Genomic DNA, 20,328 nt, shown 5'->3' with positions numbered 1-20,328 from the left:
AGGACCTCCTTACAGCTCGATGATGGCATCATCCGGCAGGTCGGCAAAGGCCAGCGCGGCGGCGGGCACAGGCTGTGCCTGCCGGGCCCGGCGCTGCTTGAGCTGGGCCATCAGACCCATGAGCTGCACCGTGATGAGGGGGGTCATGGCGACCATAGCCACCACGCCGAAGGCATCGGTGACGATATTGCCGCCCACAGCCACACAGGCACCCTGCGCCAGCGGCAGCAGGAAGGTGGCCGTCATGGGGCCGGAAGCAACGCCGCCCGCGTCAAAGGCGATGGCGGTGTAGAGCTTGGGCACCACGAAGGAGATGCCGATGGCAAAGGCATAGCCCGGGATGAGGAACCACAGGATGGAGATGCCGGTGAGCACCCGCACCATGGCAAGACCCACCGAGAGGGAAACGCCTGCCGAGAGGGCCGCGCCCATGGTGCTGGCGGAGATGGCACCGTCGGTCACTTCCTCGACCTGCTTGTTCAGCACATAGACGGCGGGCTCGGCCTTGACGATGAAGTAGCCGATGAGCATCCCGATGGGCACCAGCAGCCAGCGGAAGCTCTGGCCTGCCAGTACCTGACCCAGATAATTACCGGCAGGCATAAAGCCGATGTTTGCGCCTGCGAGGAATAGCACAAGACCGAGATAAGTATAGGCCAGGCCCACGCCGATGCGGCCCAGCGTCCGCCGGTCGAGCTTGAGGGCCGCCAGCTGGAACACGCCGAACATGGCGATGATGGGCAGCAGGGAGGTGGCGATCTCCTTGATGTAGGTGGGCAGGCCCTCGTGGAAGAGCTGCCACAGCTCCACAGAATCGCTGACGTTGGGCAGGATGGGCGGAACGTAGGTGCTGTCGCTGGCCTGGAACGCAATGCCCAGAATGAGCACCGCCAGAATGGGGCCGATGGAACAGAGCGCCACCAGACCAAAGCTGTCGTCCGCGGCATGGCGGTCAGAACGGATGGCGGCCACGCCGACACCCAGCGCCATGATGAAGGGAACGGTGATGGGGCCGGTGGTCACGCCGCCGGAATCAAAGGCCACGGAAAGAAATTCCTTTGGCACAAAGGCGGCCAGCACAAAGATGAGCCCGTAGAACACCACCAGCAGTTTGGGCAGGGCAATGCCCAGCAGCATACGCAGGAAGGCGACCACGAGGAACAGACCCACGCCTGCCGCCACCGAGAGGATGAGGGTCATGTTGGGGATGGAGGGCACCTGATTGGCCAATACCTGTAAGTCGGGCTCCGAGATGGTGATGAGGAAGCCCAGCAGAAAGCCGACACCGATGATGAGCGGTACGCTCCGGCTTTTGGTGAGCATTGCGCCCACCCGCTCGCCCATGGGGCTCATGCTCATCTCCGCGCCCAGCGTAAAGAACATGATGCCCACAATGATCATAGCCGCGCCCAGCAGGAAGCAGAGCAGGATGCTGGGGGAGACGGGAGCAATGGAGAAGCAGAGCACCAGCACAATGGCCACGATGGGCAGCACCGCCTGAAGCGCTTCCAATAATTTTTCCCGCAGTTTGGGGATGGATGCCTTGAGAATAATGTCCACCGACCTTTCGAGAAAATATTTCCGCAGCGTACAAAAAATGTGCGGATATATGAATAGTATACCGAAAAACGAAAGAGGGGGTCAACTAAGAAACGGTAAAGATGGATAAATGAATGCAAAATTTACAAATTGGAAATTAAATGGAACCTGATGAGAAATAAAATGCCCGGCGGGACAGACCGGCCGGGCGGGAAAAGCATTATTTGACTTCCTGTTTGCCCAGAACGTCTGAGGTGGGGGTCTGGAAGGTGGGGATGGCGGCGTAGGGATCGGGGGTCGTATCGGCAGGCAGGCTCTTCATGTACTTGTCCATGGATTCGGCCACCTGCTTGGCAATGGCCACGGCCTCGACCACGGTACGGGCACCCATAACGGCATCGCCGCCGGCAAACACGCCCTCGCGGGTGGTGCTGCCGTCCTCGCTGACGGTCAGCAGGCCCTTCTGGTTGGTCTCGATGCCGGTGGTGGTCTTGACGAGGTTGCTCTCCGAGCCCTGGCTCACCGAGACGATGACACCGGTGTGGGGGTAGAAGGTCTCGCTGCTCTCCACCTGCACGAACTTGCCCTCTTCGTTCTTGACCGTGTCGCGGCAGATCAGGCCGTTTTCCCGGATCTCCACCGGGGCCTTGCAGAAGCGGAAGCCCACGCCCTCGAGCCTGGCATAGCTGACCTCGTACTCAGAGGCGCTGATGCAGCTCTCGTCCCGGCGGGCATAGCAGGTGACATGGCGGGCACCGTTGCGGATGGCAGTGCGGGCGCAGTCCATGGCCGAGTTGCCCACGCCGATCACGGCGATGTCGTCCCCCAGCCGGAAGGCCTTGGAGTTGGCCAGATAGTCGATGCCGAAGGCCACGTTGCCCAGGGTCTCACCCTTGATGTGCATGGCGTTGGCCTTCCACAGACCGGCACCGATGAACACGCTCTTGTAGCCGTCGCGGAACAGGTCGTCGATGGTGATGGTCTTGCCGATGGTTGTGTTGGGTCGGACATGGATGCCCTTGAGCTCAAGGTGGCGGTACTGGAAATCGTCCAGCACGCTGTCGGGCAGGCGGTAGTTGGGGATGCCGTACCGCATCACGCCGCCGATCTTATCCCGGGCATCAAAAATGGTGATATCATAGCCCCAGCGCGCCAGCAGCACGGCAATGGTCAGGCCGGCAGGGCCTGCACCCACCACGGCGGCCTTCATGCCGTTCTTGGGGGCGGGGCCCTTGGTCATCTTGTTGGCATAGGTGGTGGAGATATAGTCCTCGATGATGGAAAAGTGGACAGGATCGTGGCTGGGCATCCGGTTGCGGATGCAGTGGCCCTCGCACTGGTTCTCGTGGTTGCAGACCAGAGAGCAGACCGTGGTCAGGGGGTTGTTCTCAAACAGCATCCGGCCTGCGGCATCCAGCTCGTTTGCCTTGAGCAGACGGATGACCTCGGGGATGTTGGTGTGGATGGGACAGCCCTGCTGGCACATCGGCTTTTTGCAGCCGAGGCAGCGGTTGGCTTCGTCCAGAACGTGTAATGCCATGGAGTTCCTCCTCTTGTCCCACAGGCTGGGGACGCTTCGTTGTATCCAATACTATCATTATGATACACCGAACCGCTGCCGGGATACAAGTGTGGAAATGTAAAAATTTCAGGAGAAAATTTTGCTATTTCGTCAAAAAGATAATTTTTTGACGAAGTGCACTCCCCATCGGCTCCGGCTTTTTACGACACAGCGCGCCAAAATCACAGGCCCGCAGCTGAGCGTCCACCACCGCCCGGCAGGGGACGTTCTGTTCGGCCAGCCGTGCAAGGGAGTGGGACACCGGCAGTGCGGCAGCCTTCAGGAGGGGAAGGGCATCCTTCTGCGCCCCCAGCAGGTGGAGATAGGGCGGCAGGGCGGGGAAGGCATCGGCAGAATAGTCCAGAGCGGCATCCATGGCCAGGCGGCGCATCCGTGCCCGTGGATAGCGCACGGTGGTCAGGCTGTCCAGCAGCTCCGCATGGGTGGTGCTGGAACGCACGGCGGCTTCCAGCCGGTGCTCCAGACCTTCCGAAATGCCCCGCACCTGGGCAAACGGCGCGGTTCCTGCGCACCGGCTGCGCAGAAGCGCCAGCTGACAGCGCTGGGCGGCCGCAAGATCGGTGTACTGCCCGGCGGCAAAGGCTTCCCGGTAGAGCGGCAGGACTTCCGCCGGAACATAGGGAGCAGCGGCATCCGCTCCGCCGTTCTGCCAGAGCGTGCGCAGGGCGCTGGCACTGGCAAACTGCCCCCCTGTTTCGGTCAGGGCCTGCCCATGACCGGCACCCTGCCGGGGCAGGGGGATCGGCACCAGAGAAGCCCCCAGCTCCAGAATAGCCTTGCAGTATTCCACGGCCAGATTGTTGTTGGGCTTGTCCAGCAGGGCGGCAAGGCCGGTGCCCGGGCAGACTGCTTCCACCGCTGCCTGCCGGGCTGCCGCAAAGCTGCGGGCCCCGGCAGCAAGCCGGGCCTTGAGGGCAGTGCGGTATTCCGCGCCGGAGAGCACCCGGGCGGCTTCCATCAGAAGCGCCGCATCCGGGGTCTCGGCTCCGAACACCAGAGCGTCGCACCCGGCGGCGGCCAGCAGCTGCACCCCGGCCCGGGCAAAGCATTCCGCCCCGGAACAGGCATAAGGGGCGGGCAGGGCGAACACGAGGTCGGCCCCGCAGGTCAGTGCGGCCTGCACCCGCACGCTTTCGGGCAGCAGGGGCAGCGCGCCCCGCTGGGTCAGCCCGCAGCTCATGGCCACCGCCACCCGCTGAGCACCCAGTGCCTTTGCCTGCTGCAGCTGCCAGGCGTGGCCGTTGTGGAAGGGATCGTATTCGGCAATGATCCCGGCGAGCTTGTACATTGTGAAATTTATATCGTTCATACAGAAATAACCTGTGTCTCTTTCCATTTGTGGGCAGGGTGTACAAAAAAGCATGGATACTTTGTGGAACCCTTTGCCCGGTTGCGGCTTGAAAACCCTTGGAACCTATTATATAATATTTCTAGGAATCTGTAAAATTCTGTCCGCATCTGCGAACCGAAAAGAATATGGAGGCACAAGAAGATGAAAGTTCTGGTTATTAACTGCGGCTCTTCTTCCCTGAAGTATCAGCTGATCGATATGGACGGCGAGAAGGTGCTGTGCAAGGGCCTGTGCGAGCGCATTGGCATGGAAAGCAGCATGATCACCCACGAGGCCAACGGCCACAAGGCCACCACCCCGGCGATCTTCCCCACCCACACCGAGGCTTTTGCTGAGGTGGTGAAGAAGATGACCACCGGCGAGGGCAAGTGCATCGACGATATCAGCGAGATCAACGCCATCGGCCACCGCGTTGTCCACGGCGGCGAGAAGTTCAAGGCCAGCTGCCTGATCACCGATGAAGTCATCAATACCCTCCGGGAGCTGAGCCCTCTGGCCCCCCTGCACAACCCCGCAGGCATCCTGGGCATTGAGGCTGCACGCAAGGTGTTCGGCAACATCCCCATGGTCGCTGTGTTCGATACCGCTTTCCACAGCACCATGCCTCCGAAGGCTTATATGTACGCCATCCCCTACGAGTACTATGAGAAGTACGGTGTCCGCCGTTACGGCTTCCACGGCACCAGCCACAAGTATGTTGCATACAAGGCTGCCGAGTACCTGGAGGAGCCCATTGAGCGCCTGAAGCTGATCACCTGCCACCTGGGCAACGGTTCTTCCATTGCCGCTGTGGACCAGGGCAAGGTCGTGGATACCTCCATGGGTATGACCCCGCTGGCCGGCCTGATGATGGGTACCCGCTGCGGCGACCTGGACCCCTCTGTGGTCAACTACCTGAAGTACACCCTGAACATCACCGGCCACGAGCTGGATGAGATCCTGAACAAGAAGTCCGGCCTGCTGGGCATCTCCGGTGTCTCCAGCGACAAGCGCGATGTGGAGGAGGCAGCTGCTGCCGGCAACAAGCGCGCACAGCTGGCTTCTGACATGCTGAACTACCAGATCAAGAAGACCATCGGCAGCTACATTGCCGCCATGGGCGGCGTGGATGCCATCGTCTTTACCGGCGGCATCGGCGAGCATGATGCTGCTGCCCGTGCAAAGATCTGCCACCACATGGATTGGCTGGGGATCCGCATCGATACCGACAAGAACAAGCACATCCAGGGCGATGTCTGTGAGATCACTGCCTGGGGCGCAAAGGTCCGCACGCTGGTCATTGCTACCAATGAGGAGCTGATGATCGCCCGCGACACCAAGGAAGTTGTCGAGAAGTAAGCCGTTTGTATTTTACGCGGTTTTTACAATGCAATAAAAAGGGGAACGCGCTTCTGGATGGGGCGCGTTCCCTTTTGCTGTTTTCCGGGACGCAAACCCTGTCTAATTGGGCCGAATGCACAAAAATGAAGCCGAAGGTTTGTTTTTTGGTTGACAAATCAAAAAAAGAACGGTACAATAGAGAAGTCCTCAACCAGAGGATGTTCTATCATTCAAGCCCCTGGTAGCTTACGATCAGCGCGATGGTCCCTAAAAACCAAAGGTATGGTTACAATCCTTCCGCGGGCAAGAACTAAACAAAGAGGAGATACTACTATGTTCGAAGACAAGACTTTAGTTTGCAAAGACTGCGGCAAGGAGTTTGTTTGGACTGCTGGTGAGCAGGAGTTCTACGCATCTCGCGGCTTTGAGAACCAGCCCCAGCGCTGCAAGCCCTGCCGTGACGCTCGCAAGAACGGCGGCGCACGCAGCAACAGCGGTGAGCGCCAGATGTTCGATGCTGTCTGCGCAGCTTGCGGCAAGGCTTGCAAGGTTCCCTTCCAGCCCCGTGAGGACCGTCCGGTCTACTGCTCCGACTGCTTCGCTCGTATGAAGCAGAACTAAGCGCTGATTTTTAAATCTGAAGCTTGGCCCCCGCTGTCGCAAGATGGCGGGGGCTTTTTGCTGGGAAGTTGCTCACCCTCTCAGTCAAAGCCGAAGCAATGACGGAGAGGGTGAGGTCGCTAAAAATTGTGTCAACTACTTGCAAAAATACCTAGTAATAGGGTATAGTATATACGAATGGTCTGTTTGACCACGAAAACACCCACAACAGAAAGGAATCCCATCATGTTTGATATTTTTAATATGCTCAAGAAGAATGAGGAGAACAAGACGATGCAGGTGACCCGCGAGACCATCATTGGCGATATTCTGGATATGGATCAGACCACCGCTCCCTATTTTATGGAGATCGGTATGCACTGCCTGGGCTGCCCCGCTTCCCGCGGCGAGACCATCGCTGAGGCCTGTGAGGTCCACGGTGTGGACTGCGACGAGCTGCTGGAGAAGCTGAACGCCCATCTGGCTTCCAAGAAGGCCTGAGTGCTCCCCACACTGGATGCGCGTCTGACCGCCGCCGCCGAGCTGGTGCTGCCGGGCAAGCCGGTGGCCGACATCGGCTGTGACCACGGCAAGCTGACAGCGGTGCTGGCGGCCTCGGGGAAATACCCCCGGGTCATCGGGGCCGATCTGCGCCCCGGCCCGCTGGCAAAGGCAGAACAGACGCTGGAACATGCAGGATGCAAAGACCGCGTTGAGCTTCGGCTCGGCGACGGTCTTTCTGTGTTGTCTGCGGGCGAGGTGGGTACCATTGTGCTGGCGGGCGTTTCGGCACAGACCACCTGGGAGATCATCGAACAGGCCCCGTGGGTGTCGCAGGTCGGCGGGCCCCGGCTGGTGATGGTGCCGGCCACCCGCCACAGCGAGCTGCGCCGCTGGCTGTGGGAGCACGGCTTTGCGCTGGCGGCAGACCGCCCCGTGCAGGCGGCGGGCCGCTGGTACGCCGTGATGGCTGCCGAGTACACCGGCGAGGTGCGCACCCCCACCTTTACCGAGTGCCTGTTCGGCAGAACAGCTGAATGGCCCGAGGGGGCAGGATATGCCGCCTGGCAGAAGGCCAAGCTCCCCCGTTTCCGGCTGGGCGTGCCGGATGGGACGGAGCTGGCGGAGGAGATCGATAAATTGTTAGATGGCTCGCCCTCTCAGACTCGCTGACGCTCGCCAGCTCCCCCAAAGGGGGAGCCCTTGGCAAAACCGGAAACTTTGCGGGGATTGTCAAAACCTCGCCCTTCGGGAGAGGTGGCATTGCGCAGCAATGACGGAGAGGGTGAGGCTGCTGAAATTGGAGGTACAGCTTTATGGCTACAACCAATGATATTTACGCTGAGATGCAGCGCTATGCGCCGCTGGAACTGGCAGAGAGCTGGGATAACCCCGGCCTGCTGGTGGACTGCGGCCGTGAGGTGTCCCGGGTGCTGGTAACGCTGGACATCACCCCCGAGGTGGTGGAGGAAGCTGCGGCCGGGGGCTGCGAGCTCATCGTGTCCCACCACCCGGTCATCTTCAGCCCGCTGAAAAAGCTGACCCCCCGGGATGTATCCTTCCAGCTGGTGCAAAAGGGCATCTCTGCCATCTGTATGCACACCAATCTGGATGCCGCCGAGGGCGGCGTGAACGAGGTGCTGGCGGGCATCTTCGGGATGCGGGACTGGGAAGTGTTTGCCGATGGCTGCGGCCGGGTGGGTGAGGTTGAGCCCATCACGGTGCCGGAGCTGGCCCGCAAGGCGCAGGCTGTGCTGGGCGGGCGGTGCAACCGGCCCCGGAGCGGCCCCGCGGTGCAGGTCAAGTTTGCGGATAGCGGCAAGACTGTAAAGCGGCTGGCGGTCATCAGCGGCGCAGGCGGAAGCATGTTCGAGGATGCCCTTGCCGTGGGGGCGGACTGTCTGCTGACTGGCGAGGCCAACCACCACGCGGCCATAGATGCCGTGCGGCTGGGGCTGTCGCTGGTGGCGGCGGGGCACTACGCCACCGAGTTCCCGGTGTGTGCCGCCATCGCTGACCGTCTGCACGCTGCGTTCCCGGAGCTGGAGGTGCGGGTGAGCGGAGAGAACAGAGATCCGTTTACTTATATATAATAAGGATTAAACCTCTCAGGCGCTTTGCGCCAGCATACGGGTTGCGGCTCCCAGCATCCACTTCGTGCAAAGGATTGCACTCGTGTCCTGCTGGCCGCGGCCCCAACAACTCCTCCCTTCATCCGCCACTGGCGGCGGTCGTCGTCGTTGCCTAGTAGGGGAGCCCTTGGCAAAACCGGAGTGTTTTGCGTAAACGAATAAGAGATTCTATCAGAGAAACAGGTGATTATAAGATGGCACTTGATGCCGCGACGCTGGCGCTGACGGCTGGGGAGCTGAAACAGACCCTGACCGATGCGAAGATCGCAAAAATATTTGAACCCACCCGCGATGAACTGGTGCTGACCCTGCGCACCCGCACCGAGACCTATGCGCTGCTGCTCTCGGCACGCAGCGGCTCGGCCCGGGTCTGCCTGACCGAAGAGAGCTTCGAGAACCCCGAGACACCGCCCTCCTTCTGTATGCTGATGCGCAAGCATCTGACCGGCGGCAAGCTGCTGGATGTGCAGATGGAGCCGGGTGACCGCATCGTGTACTTTACCTTCCAGTGCACCAACGAGATGGGGGACCTGGTGCAGAACATCCTCTGCGCTGAGCTGATGGGCCGCTACTCCAATCTGGTGCTGGTGCAGAACGGCAAGATCATCGATGCCCTCAAGCGGGTGGATTTTGAGGACAGCGATGTCCGGCAGCTGCTGCCGGGCCTGCCCTACACCATTCCGCCCAAACCGGCCCGCCCCGACTTTTTGCAGGTGAGCGCCGCATCTATTGTGGCGGCGGCCTGTGAGCGGGACCTGCCTGTGGCCGATGCCCTGAACAAGACCGTGGCCGGTGTCGGCCCGGTGGTCTGCCGGGAAGCCGCCTGGCGCGCCTTCGACGGGGAACACCTGCTGGCCAACGAGCTGGACGATGCACAGAAGCGGAAGCTGATGGCCGCCATCGACGAGCTGAAGGAGCTCCACCACAACGGCGGCTGTCCCTGCAGCGTGACAGCCCCGGACGGCAAGCCGGTGGAGTTCACCTTCTTCCGGCCCTTGCAGTACGGCGATACCTATATTATAAAAGAATGGCCGTCCTTCAACGCCCTGCTCGAGGGCTACTATGCCGAGAAGGACCGCGCCGAGCGCCTGCGCACCAAGAGTAAGGAGCTGCACAAGGCCGTGCACAACATGTACGAGCGTGCGGTCCGTAAGCAGGCCGCACGGCAGGAGGAGCTGGCCGCCAGCGGCAAGAGCGAGAAGCTGCGGCTCTACGGGGAGCTGCTTTCGGCCAACCTCTATTTGGCCCAGAAGGGAATGAAGAGCATCACCGTGCCCAACTGGTACGATGAGGGCAAGGAAGTGACCATCCCGCTGGACCTGCGGTTCAGCCCCAGCCAGAACGCCCAGAACTTCTTCAAGAACTACAAGAAGAAGCAGACCGCCGCCCGGATGCTGGTAGACCTGCTGGCAGAGGGGGAAAAGGAGATCGCCTATCTGGAAACCGTACTCTATGAGGTGGAGACCGCCGCCGGTGAGGCGGCACTGAACGAGATCCGGGCCGAGCTCAAGAGTCAGGGCTACCTGAAATACTACAAGCAGCGCGACAAGCGCCAGAAGCCTGCCGACTTCCTGCGCTTTACCTCCAGCGATGGCTTTGAAATTCTTGTGGGCCGCAACAACGCCCAGAACGACAAGCTGACCCTCCACACCGCCCGGGGCAAGGACCTCTGGTTCCATGTCCAGAAGGCTCCCGGCAGCCATGTGGTCGTGATGAGCCGGGGGGAGGATATCCCGGACACCACTCGGCAGGAGGCCGCCGAGCTGGCCGTGATCTATTCCAGCGCCTACAAGGCCGGGACCGGTGCCAAGGTGGCCGTGGACACCACCGAGGTGAAGAACATCTGGAAAGCCAACGGCGCAAAGCCCGGCATGGTTCTGTATGAGGTGTACACCACCGTCTACATCACTCCCCGGGATGGGTTGGAAGAACAGCTGAAACAGAAAAAGTAAAGAATGACCCTCTCCGTCAAAGCCTGCGGGCCCTGACGGAGAGGGCCTTTTTGTATAAAGCGCCCCATTCCGGTGCATCCTGAGAGGCAGGGGAGTTTTCCACGCGAAAACGTGGAACGCGGTATGCAAAATGCACAAAAAATGCGCCAAAAGACCGTGCGGAGAAAATAAAAAAGAAAAATACGATTTTTTTGAAAAAACACTTGCCAAATGCACGCAGATGTGATAAAATATCTCTCGGCTGCAAAGGGCTTGTGCGATACAAGTCGTGCAGGCCAGCGATATGCGTAGATGCGGGAGGTTGTCATCCGGCAATAGTCGTGATGGGTTATTTCCGCGGAGTATGTCCGATCTTAGAACCGGGCGAAAAAATTACTGACAGCGATGGAATACGTTCCCTCGGCGGGGCAACCTGCGAAACGGGCGGAACCAATGTTCGGATTTGATTTGCTAATATATCTCCGGGAGAACTGCCAGGCGGTTCACCGGTTTTTCTAGTGCCAAATCGAGGAACACCCGGAACTGTGTAGAGCAATTTATCGGCTCGCCTAGGGCAAAATCAATTTTTTCAGGAGGCGTAAGCAATGGCAGTCAAAGAGAAAATCAGAATCCGTCTGCAGAGCTATGATGCTCAGCTGATCGATGCCGCAGCAGAGAAGATCGTGGAGACCGCAAAGCACACTGGTGCCCGCGTGTCCGGCCCCATCCCCCTGCCCACCGATCGTGAGATCGTTACCGTTCTGCGTGCTACCCACAAGTACAAGGATAGCCGCGAGCAGTTCGAGAGCCGCACTCATAAGCGTCTGATCGACATTCTGAAGCCGTCCAACAAGACGGTCGAGGCTCTGATGAGCCTCCAGCTCCCCGCTGGCGTGGACATCGAGATCAAGCTGTAACAGCTGATTCAAGCGATGCTCCTCGTTTCCCGAGGGGTCATGTTGGCGGTGACGTGCGCCGCCAACCAATAACCTTTACAGGAGGAAAAGAAAATGGTTAAAGGCATTATCGGCAAGAAAGTCGGTATGACCCAGCTGTTCGATGAGAACGGCAAGGTTATTCCCGTAACTGTCATCGAGGCTGGTCCCTGCACCGTGGTGCAGAAGAAGACCGTCGAGAGCGATGGTTACCAGGCTGTCCAGCTGGGCTTCGGCGAGGTTTCCGCCAAGAAGGTCAACAAGGCAGCTGCAGGTCACTTCAAGAAGGCAAACGTTGCCCCCAAGAAGACCCTGCGCGAGTTCCGTCTGGAAGATGTTTCCGCAATGAACGTTGGCGACGTGCTGAAGGCTGATGTCTTCGCAGCAGGCGACAAGGTTGACGTTGCAGGCGTTTCCAAGGGCAAGGGCTACCAGGGCGTTATCAAGCGCTTTGGCCAGCACCGTCTGCGTGAGAGCCACGGCACCGGCCCTGTTGCTCGTCATGCAGGTTCTATGGGCGCTATTTCCAACCCCTCTCGTGTGTTCCCCGGCAAGCGCCTGCCCGGTCACATGGGCTTTGTGCGGGTCACCGTGCAGAACCTGACCGTTGTCAAGGTTGACACCGAGAACAATCTGATCGCTGTCAAGGGTGCGGTTCCCGGCTCCAAGGGCACCATCGTCACTCTGGCCAACAGCGTGAAGGCGTAAGGAGGAAAGCTACAATGGCAAAGTTTAATGTAGTCGATATGAACGGTCAGCACGTTAGCGAGATCGAGCTTTCCGACGCCGTGTTCGGTATCACCCCGAACGAGAAGGCTGTCCACATTGCTGTGGTGAACTTCCTGGCCAACCAGCGTCAGGGCACCCAGAACACCAAGATCCGCATGGAAGTTTCCGGCGGCGGCAAGAAGCCCTGGCGTCAGAAGGGCACCGGCCACGCTCGTCAGGGCTCCATCCGTGCTCCCCAGTGGACTCACGGCGGCGTTGCTCTGGGCCCCAAGCCCCGCAGCTACAACTACCACATCAACAACAAGGTCAAGCGCCTGGCTCTGCTGAGCGTTCTGTCTGACAAGGCTGCCAATGGCAACATGGTCGTTGTTGATAAGTTCACCTGCGACGAGTACAAGACCAAGGCTGTGGTTGCAATGCTGAACGCTGTTGGCGCTGGCAAGAAGAACCTGCTGGTCAACGAGACCGTCGATGCAAAGTTCGTCAAGAGCGCTGGCAACATTGCCGGTGTCAAGACCACCTTTGCAGGCAGCGTGAACACCTACGATGTGCTGAACGCCGACAAGCTGATCATCAGCGTCGACGCAGCGAAGAAGCTCGAGGAGGTGCTTGGCTAATGAAAACCGCACATGATATCATCCTGAAGCCGGTCATTACCGAGAACTCCATGGCTGGCATCGCTGATAAGAAGTACACCTTCAAGGTTGCTACTGATGCCACCAAGGTCGAGATCGCTCAGGCTGTCGAGACCCTGTTCCCCGGCGCTAAGGTCGCTAAGGTCAACACCATTTCCGTGCGTGGCCGCTTCCGCCGCCAGGGCATGCATGCTGGTTACACTGCCGCTTCCAAGAAGGCAATCGTGACCCTGACCAAGGACTCCAAGGAAATCGAGTTCTTCAACAGCATGGTCTAAACCGAACCCGCCGAGGGTTCCTCTATGGGGATATGACCCCGATAATAATTCATAAGATAAACAAAGGAGAATAGCACAATGGCTATCAAGAAGTATGGCCCCACTACTCCGGGCCGCCGCGGCATGACCGTCACGGATTACAGCGTCCTGAGCAAGGTCGCTCCCGAGCGCAGCCTGCTGGAGCCCATGAAGAAGCACAGCGGCCGCAACAACACCGGTCGTATCACCGTCCGCCACCAGGGCGGCGGCAACCGCACCAAGTATCGTGTCATCGACTTCAAGCGTCAGAAGACCGATATCCCCGCTACCGTCAAGACTCTCGAGTATGATCCGAACCGCAGCGCATTCATCGCTCTGGTCGAGTACACCGATGGCGTTAAGAGCTACATCATTGCTCCCGATGGCCTGAAGGTGGGCGATGTGGTCATCAGCAGCAAGTCTGCCGACATCAAGCCCGGCAACTGCCTGCCCTTCGAGAACATCCCCGTTGGTACCATCATCCACAACATCGAGCTGTATCCCGGCCGCGGCGCTCAGCTGGTTCGTTCCGCTGGCAACATGGCTCAGCTGATGGCTAAGGAGAATGGCTACGCTCTGGTTCGTCTGCCCTCCGGTGAGATGCGCAACGTGCCCGTGAACTGCACCGCAGTTGTGGGCCAGGTTTCCAACATCGACCACGAGAACGTCAACCTGGGCAAGGCCGGCCGTAAGCGCCACATGGGCGTTCGTCCCGGCAGCCGTGGTACCGTTATGAACCCCTGCGACCACCCCCACGGCGGTGGCGAGGGCCGCGCACCTGTTGGCCACTCCGGTCCTATGACTCCCTGGGGCAAGCCCGCTCTGGGTCTCAAGACTCGCAAGCATCATAAGCGCTCCGATAAGCTCATCGTGAAGCGTGCAGGTAAGTAAGAGAGGAGTTTAAGACAATGGGTAGAAGCATTAAAAAAGGACCTTTCGTCCAGGCTGCTCTTCTGAAGCACGTTGAAGCAATGAACGCTTCCGGCAAGAAGCAGGTCATCAAGACCTGGAGCCGCGCCTCCACGATCTTCCCCGAATTCGTTGGTCACACCTTTGCCGTTCACGACGGCCGCAAGCATGTGCCTGTGTATGTGACTGAGGACATGGTTGGCCACAAGCTGGGTGAGTTCGTTCCCACCCGTACCTTCAAGGGCCACACCGGTAATTCTAAATAATAGAGGGAGGAACACAACATGGAAGCTCGGGCAATTCTTCGTTATGCCCGCATTAGTCCCCGTAAGGTGTCTATCGTTATGGACCTGATCCGTAACAAGCCCCTGGACGAAGCGCTGGCAATCCTGCAGTACACCCCGAAGGCCGCTTGTGAGCCCCTTCTGAAGCTGGTGAAGTCTGCAGCCGCTAATGCGGAAAACAACTTCAATATGGACAAGAACAATCTGTACGTTGCTGAGTGCTACGTGTGCCCCGGCCCCACGCTGAAGCGCATGATGCCTCGTGCACAGGGCCGCGGCTACCGCATCCTGAAGCGCACCAGCCACATGACCGTTGTTCTGAAAGAGAAAGAGTAAGGAGGGAAAACAATGGGCCAGAAAGTAAATCCGCACGGCATTCGTGTCGGCGTTATTAAAGACTGGGACAGCCGCTGGTTTGCCTCCAAGAAGGATTTCAGCGATAACCTCGTCGAGGATCACAAGATCCGCACTGAGCTGAAGGCTCAGCTGAAGGACGCTGGTGTCCCCAAGATCGAGATCGAGCGTACTGTGGATCCTTCCACTTCCGCTCCTCGCGTGACTGTTAACATCTACTGCGCTAAGCCGGGCATGGTCATCGGCAAGGGCGGTGAGGAGCGCGTTGCTCTGCAGAACAAGCTGACCAAGGAGTATGGCAAGACTGTGATCGTCAATGTCATCGAGGTCAAGAGCGCTTCCACCAACGCACAGCTGGTTGCTGAGGACATCGCTCGTCAGCTGGAGAACCGTGTGACCTTCCGCCGTGCCATGAAGCAGTGCATGCGCAATGCTATGAGCCCCCGCGATCGTTCCACCGTTCCCGCTAAGGGCATCAAGGCTATGTGCTCCGGCCGTCTGGGCGGCGCTGATATCGCTCGTACTGAGAGCTATCACGAGGGCACCATCCCCCTGCAGACCCTGCGTGCCGACATCGACTACGGCTTTGCTGAGGCTGCTACCACCTACGGCCGCATCGGCGTTAAGGTGTGGGTCTACAAGGGCGAGGTCCTGAAGAGCGCTAAGACCGCTCAGAAGAAGGAAGGAGGCAACAAGTAATGTTACTGCCTAAGCGTGTTAAGTACCGCCGCGTTCAGCGCGGCCGCATGACCGGCAAGGCTACCCGCGGCAACGTGGTGTGCCAGGGCCAGTACGGCCTTGTTGCTCTGGAGCCGGCATGGATCTCTTCCACCCAGATCGAGGCTGCTCGTGTTGCCATGACTCGTTACATCAAGCGTGGCGGCAAGGTGTGGATCAAGATCTTCCCCGATAAGCCCGTTACTGAGAAGCCCGCTGAGACCCGCATGGGTTCCGGTAAAGGCTCTCCCGAGTACTGGGTCGCTGTCGTTAAGCCCGGCCGCGTTCTGTTCGAGCTGGCAGATGTCGATGAGGCAACTGCCCGCGAGGCTCTGCGCCTGGCTATGCACAAGCTGCCCATCAAGTGCAAATTTGCAGTCCGTGAGGACTCCGTGAAGGAGGATGGCACCAATGAAGGCTAATGAACTCCGCGAAATGCAGACCGCAGAGCTGACCAGCAAGCTGGCCGATCTGAAGGCTGAGCTGTTTAACCTGCGCTTCCAGCATGCCATCAACCAGCTGGAGAACCCCGGCCGCATCGACGCAGTCAAGAAGGACATCGCCCGCGTGATGACCGTTCTGGCTGAGAAGCAGTAAGGAGGTTAAACGATGGAAGAACGTAATCTGAGAAAGACCCGCGTCGGCGTTGTCGTGTCCGACAAGATGGATAAGACCATCGTGGTTGCCGTTAAGGATAGCGTGCAGCACCCCCTGTACAAGAAGATCCTGAAGCGTACCGTGAAGTTCAAGGCTCGTGACGAGCAGAACGAGTGCGGTATCGGTGACCGTGTTGAGATCATGGAGTGCCGCCCCCTGAGCAAGGATGTGCGCTGGCGCCTGGTCCGTATCGTTGAGAAGGCAAAGTAATCTTTGCCCGCTGCTTTGAACAGTTTGAAAGGAGATATCTGAAATGGTTCAGATGCAAACTTATCTCAAAGTTGCCGACAACACCGGTGCCAAGGAGCTGATGTGCTTCCGTGTGCTGGGCGGCACCCGCAAGAGATACGCAAACATTGGTGACGTCGTGGTCTGCTCTGTCAAGAAGGCAGCCCCCGGCGGCTCCGTTAAGAAGGGCGACGTCGTCAAGGCTGTCATCGTGCGCAGCAAGCATGGCGTGCGCCGCGACGACGGTTCCTACATCCGTTTTGATGAGAACGCCGCCGTTATCGTTATGGCCGACAAGAACCCCAAGGGTACCCGTATCTTTGGACCTGTTGCTCGCGAGCTGCGTGATGCCGGCTACACCAAGATCCTGAGCCTGGCTCCGGAATCGCTGTAAGGAGGTTTTAAAAATGAATAATCTTCATGTTAAAACCGGCGACAACGTTATGATCATCAGCGGCAAGGACAAGGGCCACACTGGTAAGGTCCTGCAGGTCAGCCCCTCTGAGAACAAGGTCATCGTTGAGGGCCAGAACATGGTTACCAAGCACGTCAAGCCTCGTCGTCAGGGCGAGCAGGGCGGCATCGTGAAGGCTGAGGGTGCTATGTACGCATCCAAGGTCATGCCCATCTGCCCCAAGTGCGGCAAGGCCGTGCGCGTGGGCCACGTCGAGAAGGACGGTAAGATGGTCCGCGTCTGCAAGAAGTGCGGCGCTGAGCTGTAAGGAAAGGAGTAAGGAACAATGGCTCGTTTGAAAGAACAGTATGTCAATGAAATTGCTCCTGCTCTGAACTCTAAGTTCGGTTACAAGAGCGTTATGCAGATCCCCAAGCTGGACAAGGTCGTCATCAACGTTGCCTGCGGCGAAGCCAAGGACAACGAGAAGATCCTGGAAGCTGTTATGAAGGATCTGGGCCAGATCACTGGCCAGAAGGCAGTCGTCTGCCGTGCCAAGAAGAGCGTTGCTAACTTCAAGCTGCGCCAGGGCACTCCCATCGGCTGCAAGGTCACCCTGCGTGGTGAGCGTATGTACGAGTTTGTCGATCGTTTCTTCAACGTCGCTCTGCCTCGTGTCCGCGACTTCCGCGGCATCAACGGCAACGGCTTTGACGGCCGCGGCAACTTTGCATGCGGCATCAAGGAGCAGATCATCTTCCCCGAGATCGACTTTGATAAGGTCGATGCAGTCCGCGGCATGGATGTCTGCTTTGTTACCACCGCTAAGACCGACGAAGAGGGCAAGGAGCTGCTGAAGGCTCTGGGCGCTCCGTTCGCTACCGAGAATAACTAAGGAGGAGATTGATACAATGGCTAAACTGTCTATGAAGCTGAAGCAGTCTCGTCCTGCTAAGTTCTCTACCCGTGCATACACCCGCTGCCGCATCTGCGGCCGCCCCCACTCCGTGCTGCGCAAGTACGGCGTGTGCCGTGTGTGCTTCCGTGAGCTGGCCTACAAGGGCGAGATCCCGGGCGTGAAGAAGGCTTCCTGGTAATCAAGCCAGAGGGCTGGATAGAATGTCGGATATCCGCCCCGGGGCAAGCATGTTTCGGGGCGGTATCATTATAAAACAAATGAGAGCTAATCTAAGGAGGTTAGTGGCACATGCAGATTACTGATCCTATCGCGGACCTGCTGACTCGCATCCGCAACGCTAGCACTGCCAAACACCCTTCTGTGGAGATCCCCGCTTCCAACATGAAGAAGGCTATCTGCCAGATTCTGGTTGACGAGGGCTACATCAAGGGCATGCAGGTGAAGAACGACACCGTTCAGGGCACCATCGTTGTCACCCTGAAGTACCAGGCTAACGGCGAGCCCGTTATCGCTGGCCTGCGCCGCGTGTCCAAGCCCGGCCTGCGCATCTACACCAACTGCGAGGATATGCCGAAGGTCATGAAGGGCCTGGGCACCGCAATCATTTCCACCTCTAAGGGCATCATGACCGATAAGGCTGCTCGTGCTGCGCACGTTGGCGGCGAGGTCCTGGCCTTTGTGTGGTAAGAAAGGGGTAAAAGACAATGTCGAGAATTGGAAGAAAACCCATCGTCATTCCTGCCGGCGTCACTGTTACTGTTGATGAAGCAGCACACACCGTCGCTGTCAAGGGCCCCAAGGGCAGCCTGAATTCCAACTTCCACCCCCTGATGACCGTTAAGGTCGAGGGCAATGAAGTTCTGGTTACCCGCCCCAATGACGATCCCCAGGCCCGCAGCCTGCACGGCCTGACCCGTACCAACATCGCTAACATGGTCAACGGTGTTGTGAACGGCTACGAGAAGAAGCTGGAGATCGTGGGCGTTGGCCTGCGCTGCCAGAAGCAGGGCTCCAACCTGGTTATGAACCTGGGCTTCTCCCACCAGGTGAATGTCCCCGATACCGAGGACTGCACCATCGTGTGGCAGGACCCCAACCACTTCTCTGTTACCGGTATTGACAAGCAGAAGGTGGGCCAGTACGCCGCCGAGATCCGCGCCAAGAAGCCGCCCGAACCCTACAAGGGCAAGGGCATCCGCTATGTGGGCGAGGTTGTCAAGCACAAAGAAGGCAAGGCCGGCAAGGGCAAGAAATAAGGTAAGGAGTGAAAGACAATGGTTAAGCAGATCGACAAGAACGAAGCTCGTCTTCGTCGTCATCGCCGCGTTCGCAACAAGATCAGCGGCACCGCAGCACGTCCCCGTCTGGATGTTTTCCGCTCCGCCAAGCACATTTACGCTCAGATCATCGATGATGAGCAGGGCGTGACCCTGGTGTCTGCATCCACTATGGACAAGGACTTCAATGGTTTCGGCGGCAACGTCGAGGCCGCAGCTGAGATCGGCAAAAAGGTCGCAGCAAAGGCTCTGGAAAAGGGCATCACCGAGGTCGTGTTCGACCGTGGTGGCTACGTTTATCATGGCCGTGTTAAGGCCCTGGCTGATGGCGCCCGTGAGGGCGGCCTGAAGCTGTAATGAGAGGAGGAAACACATTATGGCTATGAGAAACCGTGAAGACGACGGCATGATCACCAAGGTTGTCTCCATCAACCGCGTTTCCAAGACTGTCAAGGGCGGCCGCATTATGAAGTTTGCCGCTCTGGTTGTCGTGGGCGACGGCAAGGGCACCATCGGTTATGGCATCGGCAAGTCTGGCGAAGTGCCTGAGGCAATCCGCAAGGGCGAGGCTGCTGCAAAGAAGAATATGCACAAGGTTGCCCTGAAGGGCACCACCATCCCCCACGAGATCGTCGGCAAGTACGGCGCAGGCGCCGTTCTGCTCAAGCCGGCTGCACCCGGTACCGGCATGATCGCCGGCGGCCCTGTGCGTGCCGTCATTGAGGCTGCTGGCATCAAGGACATCCGTGCGAAGTCTATGCGTTCCAACAACCCCATCAACGTTGTTTCTGCTACCTTCGCAGGTCTGTGCGGCCTGGTCAGCGCGGAGTCCGTCGCTGAGAAGCGCGGCAAGACCGTGAGTGAGATTCTGGGTTAAGGAGGTAACAAACCATGGCAGATAAGATGCTCAAGATCGAGCTGAAGAAGAGCCTGATCGGCCGCGGCGCTAAGCAGATCGCTACCGCTGAGGCCCTGGGCCTGAAGAAGCCGGGCGACGTTACCGTTCAGCCTGACAATGCCGCTACGCAGGGCAAGATCGCAAAGATCGGCTTTATGCTCAGCGTCACCGAAGCCTAATAGCAGGGGGTATACGCATAATGAAACTTCATGAACTGCACGCTATTCCCGGTGCAAACAAGGCTGTGACCCGCAAGGGCCGCGGCATTGGCTCCGGCAATGGCAAGACTGCCGGTTTCGGCAGCAAGGGCCAGAAGGCCCGTTCCGGCGTGAAGCACGCTGGTTTCGAGGGCGGCCAGATGCCTCTGGCACGCCGCCTGCCGAAGGTTGGCTTTAACAACATCTTTGCTACCCAGTACGCCATTGTTAACGTGGCTGACCTGGAAGCAGCTTTCAACGCTGGCGATGTCGTTGACACCGAGGCTCTGAAGGCAAAGGGTCTGGTCAAGAAGACTCTGGACGGTGTTAAGGTCCTGGGCAACGGCGAGCTGACCAAGGCTCTGACCGTCAAGGCCGCAGCCTATTCCGCTTCTGCCAAAGAGAAAATCGAGAAGGCAGGCGGAAAGGCTGAGGTGATGTAAG

Annotated in this window: 30 protein-coding genes; 27 read left to right on the top strand and 3 right to left on the bottom strand. The window is 58.8% G+C overall.

Annotation, left to right across the window (positions count from 1 at the left end):
• Window positions 1–9: 9 nt before the first annotated feature.
• The 3 genes from ACKXGA_RS08525 to ACKXGA_RS08515 form a co-directional block, all read right to left on the bottom strand.
• Window positions 10–1,560 (bottom strand): DUF1538 domain-containing protein, encoded by a 1,551-nt coding sequence (locus ACKXGA_RS08525; RefSeq protein WP_005934510.1) that lies wholly within the window; start codon window positions 1,558–1,560, stop codon window positions 10–12.
• Between the two features lie 199 nt (window positions 1,561–1,759).
• The gene (locus ACKXGA_RS08520) at window positions 1,760–3,079 is read right to left on the bottom strand and encodes an NAD(P)-dependent oxidoreductase (protein WP_423729285.1); all 1,320 of its coding nucleotides are present in this window, start codon (window positions 3,077–3,079) and stop codon (window positions 1,760–1,762) included.
• A gap of 124 nt (window positions 3,080–3,203) precedes the next feature.
• Window positions 3,204–4,430, bottom strand: a complete 1,227-nt coding sequence (locus ACKXGA_RS08515; RefSeq protein WP_423729284.1) for a nucleotidyltransferase family protein — start codon at window positions 4,428–4,430, stop codon at window positions 3,204–3,206.
• A gap of 183 nt (window positions 4,431–4,613) precedes the next feature.
• Here ACKXGA_RS08515 and ACKXGA_RS08510 point away from each other — a divergent pair, with 183 nt between their 5' ends.
• The 27 genes from ACKXGA_RS08510 (at window position 4,614) to rplO (ending at window position 20,327) form a co-directional block, all read left to right on the top strand.
• Window positions 4,614–5,810 carry an acetate kinase gene (locus ACKXGA_RS08510; RefSeq protein WP_317332243.1) on the top strand — a complete coding sequence of 399 codons (1,197 nt, stop codon included), beginning with the start codon at window positions 4,614–4,616 and terminating at the stop codon, window positions 5,808–5,810.
• A gap of 315 nt (window positions 5,811–6,125) precedes the next feature.
• Window positions 6,126–6,413, top strand: coding sequence for a zinc-ribbon domain containing protein (locus ACKXGA_RS08505; RefSeq protein WP_005921120.1), 288 nt, complete (start codon window positions 6,126–6,128; stop codon window positions 6,411–6,413).
• 225 nt (window positions 6,414–6,638) lie between these two features.
• A complete protein-coding gene (locus ACKXGA_RS08500) occupies window positions 6,639–6,893 on the top strand; it encodes a DUF1858 domain-containing protein (protein ID WP_005934504.1) in 255 nt (84 codons plus the stop codon).
• Window positions 6,894–7,565: a class I SAM-dependent methyltransferase gene (locus ACKXGA_RS08495; RefSeq protein WP_097773246.1), complete on the top strand. Its 672-nt coding sequence runs from the start codon at window positions 6,894–6,896 to the stop codon at window positions 7,563–7,565.
• A gap of 143 nt (window positions 7,566–7,708) precedes the next feature.
• Window positions 7,709–8,485, top strand: a complete 777-nt coding sequence (locus tag ACKXGA_RS08490) for a Nif3-like dinuclear metal center hexameric protein (RefSeq protein ID WP_423729283.1) — start codon at window positions 7,709–7,711, stop codon at window positions 8,483–8,485.
• Between the two features lie 233 nt (window positions 8,486–8,718).
• Window positions 8,719–10,476 carry an Rqc2 family fibronectin-binding protein gene (locus ACKXGA_RS08485; protein ID WP_423729282.1) on the top strand — a complete coding sequence of 586 codons (1,758 nt, stop codon included), beginning with the start codon at window positions 8,719–8,721 and terminating at the stop codon, window positions 10,474–10,476.
• 584 nt (window positions 10,477–11,060) lie between these two features.
• Complete coding sequence (gene rpsJ, locus ACKXGA_RS08480) at window positions 11,061–11,372, top strand: 30S ribosomal protein S10 (protein WP_005934923.1); 312 nt, start codon at window positions 11,061–11,063, stop codon at window positions 11,370–11,372.
• Between the two features lie 93 nt (window positions 11,373–11,465).
• Window positions 11,466–12,098 (top strand): 50S ribosomal protein L3, encoded by a 633-nt coding sequence (gene rplC / locus ACKXGA_RS08475; RefSeq protein WP_097771303.1) that lies wholly within the window; start codon window positions 11,466–11,468, stop codon window positions 12,096–12,098.
• Window positions 12,099–12,112: 14 nt separating this feature from the next.
• Entirely contained in the window at window positions 12,113–12,736 is a 624-nt protein-coding gene (gene rplD / locus ACKXGA_RS08470) for a 50S ribosomal protein L4 (RefSeq protein WP_005934920.1), read from the top strand.
• Window positions 12,736–13,032: a 50S ribosomal protein L23 gene (rplW, locus tag ACKXGA_RS08465; protein ID WP_005934919.1), complete on the top strand. Its 297-nt coding sequence runs from the start codon at window positions 12,736–12,738 to the stop codon at window positions 13,030–13,032. Before rplD ends, rplW begins: the two co-directional genes overlap by 1 nt.
• A 78-nt stretch (window positions 13,033–13,110) precedes the next feature.
• A complete protein-coding gene (gene rplB / locus ACKXGA_RS08460) occupies window positions 13,111–13,941 on the top strand; it encodes a 50S ribosomal protein L2 (RefSeq protein WP_097771302.1) in 831 nt (276 codons plus the stop codon).
• A gap of 17 nt (window positions 13,942–13,958) precedes the next feature.
• On the top strand, window positions 13,959–14,225 hold the full coding sequence (gene rpsS, locus ACKXGA_RS08455) for a 30S ribosomal protein S19 (protein ID WP_005934915.1): 267 nt from the start codon (window positions 13,959–13,961) through the stop codon (window positions 14,223–14,225).
• 18 nt (window positions 14,226–14,243) lie between these two features.
• On the top strand, window positions 14,244–14,579 hold the full coding sequence (rplV, locus tag ACKXGA_RS08450; RefSeq protein WP_005921882.1) for a 50S ribosomal protein L22: 336 nt from the start codon (window positions 14,244–14,246) through the stop codon (window positions 14,577–14,579).
• Window positions 14,580–14,591: 12 nt separating this feature from the next.
• A complete protein-coding gene (gene rpsC, locus ACKXGA_RS08445; RefSeq protein ID WP_005934914.1) occupies window positions 14,592–15,296 on the top strand; it encodes a 30S ribosomal protein S3 in 705 nt (234 codons plus the stop codon).
• Window positions 15,296–15,736 (top strand): 50S ribosomal protein L16, encoded by a 441-nt coding sequence (rplP, locus tag ACKXGA_RS08440; RefSeq protein WP_005934913.1) that lies wholly within the window; start codon window positions 15,296–15,298, stop codon window positions 15,734–15,736. Before rpsC ends, rplP begins: the two co-directional genes overlap by 1 nt.
• A complete protein-coding gene (rpmC, locus tag ACKXGA_RS08435; protein WP_423729281.1) occupies window positions 15,726–15,911 on the top strand; it encodes a 50S ribosomal protein L29 in 186 nt (61 codons plus the stop codon). Before rplP ends, rpmC begins: the two co-directional genes overlap by 11 nt.
• Window positions 15,912–15,923: 12 nt before the next feature.
• Window positions 15,924–16,181, top strand: a complete 258-nt coding sequence (gene rpsQ / locus ACKXGA_RS08430; protein WP_005921877.1) for a 30S ribosomal protein S17 — start codon at window positions 15,924–15,926, stop codon at window positions 16,179–16,181.
• Between the two features lie 43 nt (window positions 16,182–16,224).
• Window positions 16,225–16,593, top strand: coding sequence for a 50S ribosomal protein L14 (rplN, locus tag ACKXGA_RS08425; RefSeq protein ID WP_005921875.1), 369 nt, complete (start codon window positions 16,225–16,227; stop codon window positions 16,591–16,593).
• A gap of 13 nt (window positions 16,594–16,606) precedes the next feature.
• Window positions 16,607–16,921 carry a 50S ribosomal protein L24 gene (gene rplX / locus ACKXGA_RS08420; protein ID WP_005934911.1) on the top strand — a complete coding sequence of 105 codons (315 nt, stop codon included), beginning with the start codon at window positions 16,607–16,609 and terminating at the stop codon, window positions 16,919–16,921.
• An 18-nt stretch (window positions 16,922–16,939) separates the two neighbouring features.
• Window positions 16,940–17,488, top strand: coding sequence for a 50S ribosomal protein L5 (rplE, locus tag ACKXGA_RS08415; RefSeq protein ID WP_005934909.1), 549 nt, complete (start codon window positions 16,940–16,942; stop codon window positions 17,486–17,488).
• 16 nt (window positions 17,489–17,504) lie between these two features.
• Window positions 17,505–17,690, top strand: a complete 186-nt coding sequence (locus ACKXGA_RS08410; protein WP_005921866.1) for a type Z 30S ribosomal protein S14 — start codon at window positions 17,505–17,507, stop codon at window positions 17,688–17,690.
• Between the two features lie 110 nt (window positions 17,691–17,800).
• The gene (gene rpsH / locus ACKXGA_RS08405) at window positions 17,801–18,199 is read left to right on the top strand and encodes a 30S ribosomal protein S8 (protein WP_005934908.1); all 399 of its coding nucleotides are present in this window, start codon (window positions 17,801–17,803) and stop codon (window positions 18,197–18,199) included.
• Between the two features lie 17 nt (window positions 18,200–18,216).
• Window positions 18,217–18,768 (top strand): 50S ribosomal protein L6, encoded by a 552-nt coding sequence (rplF, locus tag ACKXGA_RS08400; RefSeq protein ID WP_156067074.1) that lies wholly within the window; start codon window positions 18,217–18,219, stop codon window positions 18,766–18,768.
• Between the two features lie 18 nt (window positions 18,769–18,786).
• A complete protein-coding gene (rplR, locus tag ACKXGA_RS08395) occupies window positions 18,787–19,146 on the top strand; it encodes a 50S ribosomal protein L18 (protein WP_005934906.1) in 360 nt (119 codons plus the stop codon).
• A 19-nt stretch (window positions 19,147–19,165) separates the two neighbouring features.
• Window positions 19,166–19,666: a 30S ribosomal protein S5 gene (gene rpsE / locus ACKXGA_RS08390; protein WP_097771300.1), complete on the top strand. Its 501-nt coding sequence runs from the start codon at window positions 19,166–19,168 to the stop codon at window positions 19,664–19,666.
• 14 nt (window positions 19,667–19,680) lie between these two features.
• Window positions 19,681–19,866, top strand: coding sequence for a 50S ribosomal protein L30 (gene rpmD / locus ACKXGA_RS08385; RefSeq protein WP_005934904.1), 186 nt, complete (start codon window positions 19,681–19,683; stop codon window positions 19,864–19,866).
• 20 nt (window positions 19,867–19,886) lie between these two features.
• Window positions 19,887–20,327: a 50S ribosomal protein L15 gene (gene rplO, locus ACKXGA_RS08380; protein WP_005934902.1), complete on the top strand. Its 441-nt coding sequence runs from the start codon at window positions 19,887–19,889 to the stop codon at window positions 20,325–20,327.
• Window position 20,328: the final 1 nt, after the last annotated feature.

The sequence above is a fragment of the Faecalibacterium hominis (ex Afrizal et al. 2022) genome, assembly GCF_049545105.1.
In the GTDB taxonomy this organism is placed as follows: domain Bacteria; phylum Bacillota; class Clostridia; order Oscillospirales; family Ruminococcaceae; genus Faecalibacterium; species Faecalibacterium duncaniae.
This window is presented reverse-complemented; position numbering and strand designations above follow the sequence as displayed.

Excerpts from the sequence above, each read along its gene's own strand:
- rplE (WP_005934909.1), top strand. The coding sequence starts at position 16,940 with ATGGCTCGTTTGAAAGAACAGTATGTCAATGAAATTGCTCCTGCTCTG.
- ACKXGA_RS08410 (WP_005921866.1), top strand. The coding sequence starts at position 17,505 with ATGGCTAAACTGTCTATGAAGCTGAAGCAGTCTCGTCCTGCTAAGTTC.
- rpmC (WP_423729281.1), top strand. The coding sequence starts at position 15,726 with ATGAAGGCTAATGAACTCCGCGAAATGCAGACCGCAGAGCTGACCAGC.
- ACKXGA_RS08520 (WP_423729285.1), bottom strand. The coding sequence starts at position 3,079 with ATGGCATTACACGTTCTGGACGAAGCCAACCGCTGCCTCGGCTGCAAA.
- rpmD (WP_005934904.1), top strand. The coding sequence starts at position 19,681 with ATGGCAGATAAGATGCTCAAGATCGAGCTGAAGAAGAGCCTGATCGGC.
- rpsE (WP_097771300.1), top strand. The coding sequence starts at position 19,166 with ATGGCTATGAGAAACCGTGAAGACGACGGCATGATCACCAAGGTTGTC.
- rplV (WP_005921882.1), top strand. The coding sequence starts at position 14,244 with ATGGAAGCTCGGGCAATTCTTCGTTATGCCCGCATTAGTCCCCGTAAG.
- rplW (WP_005934919.1), top strand. The coding sequence starts at position 12,736 with ATGAAAACCGCACATGATATCATCCTGAAGCCGGTCATTACCGAGAAC.
- rplR (WP_005934906.1), top strand. The coding sequence starts at position 18,787 with ATGGTTAAGCAGATCGACAAGAACGAAGCTCGTCTTCGTCGTCATCGC.
- rplD (WP_005934920.1), top strand. The coding sequence starts at position 12,113 with ATGGCAAAGTTTAATGTAGTCGATATGAACGGTCAGCACGTTAGCGAG.
- rpsQ (WP_005921877.1), top strand. The coding sequence starts at position 15,924 with ATGGAAGAACGTAATCTGAGAAAGACCCGCGTCGGCGTTGTCGTGTCC.
- rplP (WP_005934913.1), top strand. The coding sequence starts at position 15,296 with ATGTTACTGCCTAAGCGTGTTAAGTACCGCCGCGTTCAGCGCGGCCGC.
- rpsC (WP_005934914.1), top strand. The coding sequence starts at position 14,592 with ATGGGCCAGAAAGTAAATCCGCACGGCATTCGTGTCGGCGTTATTAAA.
- rplN (WP_005921875.1), top strand. The coding sequence starts at position 16,225 with ATGGTTCAGATGCAAACTTATCTCAAAGTTGCCGACAACACCGGTGCC.
- ACKXGA_RS08500 (WP_005934504.1), top strand. The coding sequence starts at position 6,639 with ATGTTTGATATTTTTAATATGCTCAAGAAGAATGAGGAGAACAAGACG.
- rplX (WP_005934911.1), top strand. The coding sequence starts at position 16,607 with ATGAATAATCTTCATGTTAAAACCGGCGACAACGTTATGATCATCAGC.
- ACKXGA_RS08485 (WP_423729282.1), top strand. The coding sequence starts at position 8,719 with ATGGCACTTGATGCCGCGACGCTGGCGCTGACGGCTGGGGAGCTGAAA.
- ACKXGA_RS08515 (WP_423729284.1), bottom strand. The coding sequence starts at position 4,430 with ATGAACGATATAAATTTCACAATGTACAAGCTCGCCGGGATCATTGCC.
- rpsS (WP_005934915.1), top strand. The coding sequence starts at position 13,959 with ATGGGTAGAAGCATTAAAAAAGGACCTTTCGTCCAGGCTGCTCTTCTG.
- rplC (WP_097771303.1), top strand. The coding sequence starts at position 11,466 with ATGGTTAAAGGCATTATCGGCAAGAAAGTCGGTATGACCCAGCTGTTC.
- rplF (WP_156067074.1), top strand. The coding sequence starts at position 18,217 with ATGTCGAGAATTGGAAGAAAACCCATCGTCATTCCTGCCGGCGTCACT.
- rplB (WP_097771302.1), top strand. The coding sequence starts at position 13,111 with ATGGCTATCAAGAAGTATGGCCCCACTACTCCGGGCCGCCGCGGCATG.
- rpsJ (WP_005934923.1), top strand. The coding sequence starts at position 11,061 with ATGGCAGTCAAAGAGAAAATCAGAATCCGTCTGCAGAGCTATGATGCT.
- ACKXGA_RS08505 (WP_005921120.1), top strand. The coding sequence starts at position 6,126 with ATGTTCGAAGACAAGACTTTAGTTTGCAAAGACTGCGGCAAGGAGTTT.
- rpsH (WP_005934908.1), top strand. The coding sequence starts at position 17,801 with ATGCAGATTACTGATCCTATCGCGGACCTGCTGACTCGCATCCGCAAC.
- ACKXGA_RS08490 (WP_423729283.1), top strand. The coding sequence starts at position 7,709 with ATGGCTACAACCAATGATATTTACGCTGAGATGCAGCGCTATGCGCCG.
- rplO (WP_005934902.1), top strand. The coding sequence starts at position 19,887 with ATGAAACTTCATGAACTGCACGCTATTCCCGGTGCAAACAAGGCTGTG.
- ACKXGA_RS08510 (WP_317332243.1), top strand. The coding sequence starts at position 4,614 with ATGAAAGTTCTGGTTATTAACTGCGGCTCTTCTTCCCTGAAGTATCAG.